This is a genomic window from Acinetobacter geminorum (assembly GCF_013009345.1).
Lineage (GTDB): Bacteria > Pseudomonadota > Gammaproteobacteria > Pseudomonadales > Moraxellaceae > Acinetobacter > Acinetobacter geminorum.
Map to the genome: position 1 here is coordinate 1 of NZ_JABELE010000077.1, position 240 is coordinate 240.

Consider the following 240-nt stretch of genomic DNA (forward strand, 5'->3'; position numbering starts at 1 on the left):
GGTTATCCGCCGTTACGCACCTGTGACGCGTCGCTCACCACTTGTAGCTGACGCTGCCCACCACGCTGCGTTGGTCGCCGTAGTAGCAGTAGTAGCCGTCGCAGGACGCCAGGTAGTCCTTGTTGAACAGATTGTTGGCATTGACCGCCACGCTGACGCCTTTCAGGCTGCCGTTCAATTGGCCCAGGTCGTAGCGCACGGCGGCGTCGTACAGGGTGTACGAGCCGGCGTAGCCGTCGT

At 62.1% G+C, this 240-nt stretch carries 1 protein-coding gene; it reads right to left on the reverse strand.

The window, feature by feature from the left end:
- Nucleotides 1-34: 34 nt before the first annotated feature.
- Nucleotides 35-240: TonB-dependent receptor (locus HJG58_RS18765; RefSeq protein WP_170249813.1), on the reverse strand; the 206-nt coding region annotated here is incomplete at its 5' end.